The following is a 4,447-nucleotide window of genomic DNA, read 5'->3' on the forward strand; positions in this document are numbered from 1 at the left end:
CCCGCGACGCGCTCGACCGCAACGACTCGCTGGGCTACCTCGGCCGCCGTGACGCGGCGCTCGTGACCGGCGCGACGGGGACCAACGTGAACGACCTGCGCGTGCTGGTCGTGCCCGACCGGGGCGACTGAGCGACGCCGGGTCGTCCGAGAGGGAACAGAGTTTCAACGGACCGCGTGAAACCCGGACTGTATGGTCGACATACTGCCCTCCACCCCCGACGCCGATCCCGACCCGGAGCCGCGGGTGCTCGGCGTCGACAGCGACGAGGCCGGCGAGACACTCGCCGCGCTCTCGTCGGACACCGCCCGGGAGATGCTGCGCGAGTTCCACGAGGACCCCGCCACGCCCTCCGGCGTCGCCGACCGGCTGGACCTCTCGCTCCAGAACGCCCAGTACCACATCGGCAACCTCGAAGACGCCGGCCTGATCGAGCCGGTCGACACGGTGTACTCCGAGAAGGGTCGCGAGATGACGGTGTACGGGCCGGCGGACGCGCCGCTGATCGTCTACGCCGGCACGGAGGACGAGACGACCGGGCTGAAGGCGGCGCTCTCCCGGCTCGTCGGCGCAGTCGCGGCGCTGGGCCTCGCGAGCCTGCTCGTCCAAGCGTACTTCGGCGAGCTCCCGCTCCCGTTCGGGCAGACGGGCGGCGCCGGGGGGTACGAGACCGGTGCCGACGGGACGGCCACACAGGCCGCGACCGAGACTCAGTCCGGAGATATCGGCATCGCCCAAGTCACGTCGGAGCCTACCGCGACGCCGACGCCCGAGACGGTCCGGAGCGCGGAGGACGCGCTCGGGGTGCCGCCGGGCCTGCTGTTCTTCCTCGGCGGCGCGGCGGTGCTGCTCGGGGTGGCTGCGGTCTGGTGGCTCCGCCGGCGTTAGAGGTACGGCGGACGCTCGGGCTCGTCGGGCGACTCCTCGACGGCCTCACCGTCGACGGCGCCGCCGTCGGCCGCGCTCACGGTGCCCGAGGCGTCCTCCCGGTCGACAGCCAGCTCCGCGGCGATGTCGACGGGTCGGTCCTCGCTGTCGGCGTCCAGACTGTACGTCGTCGACGATGGATCTTCGGACTCGGGTTCGTCGGTATCGTCGTCCTCCGAGTCGGGATCGTAGGACAGCAGCGCGGTCACCGCGAGCACGCCCAGTGCGACGGGCTGTTCGGTCGCCAGCAGACCCAGCACGTCGACTGCGAGCATCCCCAGCGCGACCGAGCTTCCGAACCGGAAGCGGTCGATGTCGACCGCGCCCTGCAGCGTCGGCGCGCCGAGGGCGACGCCAAGCGCGAACGCGACTCCGGTGCCGGCGGCGGCGGCCGCGGGGACGAGCGTCGCGAGCTCGAAGTTCATCGTCAGCTCGGCGCCGCCGCGGTAGCTGGCGATCATCCCCAGCCCGACGATCGCGCCGGGACCCGGGAGGTACGTGCCGACCTCCGCGCTGGCGGTTTTGGCGGCGATCGCGAGGATCACCAGCCCCGCGAAGCGCTGGAACACGTCGGGGTCGAACAGGGAGTAGAGCGTCTGGGCGAACGCGGCCTCGACGACCGCGATGGGGACGAGCACGGCGCCGACGAGCAGCACCGAACTCGCCTTCTCGGTCGGCGTGCCCTCCATCTCGGCGAGAATGACCGCGACGGTGGCCGAGCCGCCGAAGATTAGGAGGCCGGTCTGGAGCACGCCCCCCGGGGAGATAGCCCCGGTCTCGGTGGTGAGCGCGCCGGCGACGACCAGCGCGGGGAAGATCCCGTCGACGAGCGGGAGGCCCATCACCGTCGCCAGCAGCCGCGTGGCGCCGCCGACGTGCTGTTCGAGGCGTAACGCGATCGGGTGGTCCGAGACGCTCACGACTAGCTGGCGGCCTCACCCGTGGCCAAACGGTAGTGTGCTCCCGACTCCGGATAGCCGCGGCCGAACGCGGATCCTGTAAATTTCGGGAGGAAACGTCGTACTGTTCGCCACATCGTTTTGAGCGAGTCGACGGCGCTGTCGTTCGGCTGGCCGACGATGCACGACGTGGCGAGACGGTCGACGTCCATACCACTACTTCCGCCGATAGGGCGATAAACGTTGTGTGAGAGTGCACCCCATGAACACGGCCGGATCGTCGGCGTAACTGAACGTTAGTCGAAGAACTCACGACAAATACGGGTTGAAACTGAAGATACGTTGGCGGTGCCGTCGGCCCGGACGGAGGCCGACAGTGTGGGGACGAGAGGCACACAGTTCCGGGATACGGAACGCTTTTGGGCCGAGGCTCACCACCGACTACATGGCGAGTAACGGATCGGAACCTTTCTCGGAGAAGCTACGAGTGCCGGAGGCGCTGACGTTCGACGACGTGCTCCTGCGGCCGATGGAGAGTCGTGTCGAGCCCGACGCCGCGGACGTGTCCACGCACGTCTCGCGGAACGTCGAGCTCCAGATCCCCGTCCTCTCGGCGGCGATGGACACCGTCACCGAGGCCGAGATGGCCATCGGGATGGCCCGCGAGGGCGGGCTGGGCGTGCTCCACCGCAACATGGACACCCCGGAGATGGAGGCTCAGATCACCCGCGTCAAGCGCGCGGACGAGCTGGTGATCCGGCGTGAGAACGTCGTCACCGCCGCGCCCGAGCAGACCGTCGACGAGGTCGACGAGATGATGGAGCACGAGGGCGTCTCCGGCGCGCCGGTCGTCGACGAGGACGACACCGTGCTGGGGATCATCTCCGGCACCGACATCCGCCCGTACCTCGAGGTCGGCGAGAGCGACACCGTCCGGGAGGCGATGACCGACGAGGTCATCACCGCCGGCGAGGACGTGAGCGCCCGCGACGCGCTCGAACTCATGTACGACCACAAGATCGAGCGCGTCCCCATCGTCGACGACGACGACCGGCTGGTCGGCCTCGTGACGATGCAGGGGATCCTCGCGCGCCGCGAGAACGAGAACGCGGCCCGCGACGAGGACGGCCGCCTGCGCGTCGGCGCCGCGGTCGGCCCCTTCGAGGACGAGCGCGCGATCGCCGCCGACGAGGCCGGCGCGGACGTGCTGTTCATCGACTGCGCTCACGCGCACAACCTCAACGTCCTCGACTCGGCGAAGGCGATCACCGAAACCGTCGACGCCGACGTGGTCGTCGGCAACGTCGGCACGCGGGAGGCCGCCGAGGCCTGCGTCGACTTCGCCGACGGGATCAAGGTCGGGATCGGCCCGGGCAGCATCTGTACCACTCGGGTCGTCTCCGGCGCGGGGATGCCCCAGATCACTGCCGTCGCCGAGGTGGCCGACGTGGCCAGCGAGCACGACGTGCCCGTGATCGCCGACGGGGGGATCCGCTACTCCGGCGACGCGATCAAGGCGATCGCCGCCGGCGCGGACGCGGTGATGCTCGGTTCCTACTTCGCGGGCACCGAGGAGGCGCCCGGCCGCGTCATCACGATGAACGGCAAGAAGTACAAGCAGTACCGCGGGATGGGCAGCGTCGGCGCGATGCAGTCCGGCGGCGGCGAGCGCTACCTCAAGGAGGAGAGCGACGAGGAGTACGTCCCCGAGGGCGTCGAGGCGGCGACCCCCTACACGGGGACGCTGGCCTCCGAGCTCCACCAGCTCGTCGGCGGGATGCAGTCCGGCATGGGCTACGTCGGCGCCGAGACCATCCCCGAGTTCAAGGAGCGCTCGGAGTTCGTCCGCGTCTCCGCGGCCGGACAGACCGAGGGCCACCCCCACGACGTGATGATCACCGACGAGGCGCCCAACTACAGCCCCAACGAGTAACACCGTTCGGTGGTCGAAGGCACAACGAAGGCCGGAAGGGGTATTTTGATATAGCCGGCCGCCCCTTTTCCGCCAGAGCTAACCGCTCCCTATCAGATGAGTGACGATCGCCCTCTCGTGCTCGTCGTCGAGGACGAGTCAGATCTGGCAGACCTCTACGCCGCGTGGCTCGGGGCCGACTACCGCGTCCGAACCGCCTACGGCGGCCGTGAGGCCCTCGAGAACCTCGACAGCGAGGTCGACATCGTGCTGCTCGATCGTCGGATGCCGGGACTCTCCGGCGACGAGGTGCTCGACGCGATTCAGGAGCGCGGGATCGACTGTCAGGTCGCGATGGTGACCGCGGTCGAGCCCGACTTCGACGTGCTCGGGATGGGGTTCGACGACTACCTCGTCAAGCCCGTCGCGCGCGAGGAACTGCTGGAGACCGTCGGCGATCTGGAGCGTCGCAGCACGTACGACACGGGCGTTCAGGAGCTGTTCTCGCTCTCCTCGAAGAAGGCGCTGCTCGAGGCCGAGAAGACCGACTCCGAACTCGAGGAGAACGAGGAGTACCAGCAGCTCACCGACCGCCTGAAACAGCTCCGCGCGGAGCTGGACACGACGATCGACGAGATGAGCGACAGCGGGGAGTTCGAGTCGCTGTTCCGCGAGTTCGAGGACGTCGACGACCCCTTCGAGGACGTCG

General features: G+C 69.2%; 5 protein-coding genes. 3 read left to right on the forward strand and 2 right to left on the reverse strand.

What is annotated here, in order from left to right; genetic code table 11:
• Positions 1-192 precede the first annotated feature (192 nt).
• Positions 193-888 carry an ArsR/SmtB family transcription factor gene (locus ACFR9S_RS15065; protein WP_379818978.1) on the forward strand — a complete coding sequence of 232 codons (696 nt, stop codon included), beginning with the start codon at positions 193-195 and terminating at the stop codon, positions 886-888.
• Here the strand turns inward: ACFR9S_RS15065 and ACFR9S_RS15070 are convergent.
• Both ACFR9S_RS15070 and ACFR9S_RS15075 read right to left on the reverse strand, forming a co-directional pair.
• Positions 885-1,847: a DUF5794 domain-containing protein gene (locus tag ACFR9S_RS15070; protein WP_379818979.1), complete on the reverse strand. Its 963-nt coding sequence runs from the start codon at positions 1,845-1,847 to the stop codon at positions 885-887. The two genes, ACFR9S_RS15065 and ACFR9S_RS15070, sit on opposite strands and share 4 nt — an antisense overlap.
• 2 nt (positions 1,848-1,849) lie before the next feature.
• Positions 1,850-2,038, reverse strand: a complete 189-nt coding sequence (locus tag ACFR9S_RS15075; RefSeq protein WP_379732687.1) for a hypothetical protein — start codon at positions 2,036-2,038, stop codon at positions 1,850-1,852.
• 233 nt (positions 2,039-2,271) lie between these two features.
• Here ACFR9S_RS15075 and guaB point away from each other — a divergent pair, with 233 nt between their 5' ends.
• Both guaB and ACFR9S_RS15085 read left to right on the forward strand, forming a co-directional pair.
• Positions 2,272-3,759: an IMP dehydrogenase gene (gene guaB / locus ACFR9S_RS15080; protein ID WP_379818980.1), complete on the forward strand. Its 1,488-nt coding sequence runs from the start codon at positions 2,272-2,274 to the stop codon at positions 3,757-3,759.
• Between the two features lie 96 nt (positions 3,760-3,855).
• The coding region (locus ACFR9S_RS15085) for a HalX domain-containing protein (RefSeq protein ID WP_379818981.1) at positions 3,856-4,447 on the forward strand (592 nt) is incomplete at its 3' end.

It is taken from the genome of Halolamina salina, from assembly GCF_042678005.1.
Taxonomy (GTDB): domain Archaea; phylum Halobacteriota; class Halobacteria; order Halobacteriales; family Haloferacaceae; genus Halolamina; species Halolamina salina.

Excerpts from the sequence above, each read along its gene's own strand:
- guaB (WP_379818980.1), top strand. The coding sequence starts at position 2,272 with ATGGCGAGTAACGGATCGGAACCTTTCTCGGAGAAGCTACGAGTGCCG.
- ACFR9S_RS15065 (WP_379818978.1), top strand. The coding sequence starts at position 193 with ATGGTCGACATACTGCCCTCCACCCCCGACGCCGATCCCGACCCGGAG.
- ACFR9S_RS15075 (WP_379732687.1), bottom strand. The coding sequence starts at position 2,038 with ATGGACGTCGACCGTCTCGCCACGTCGTGCATCGTCGGCCAGCCGAAC.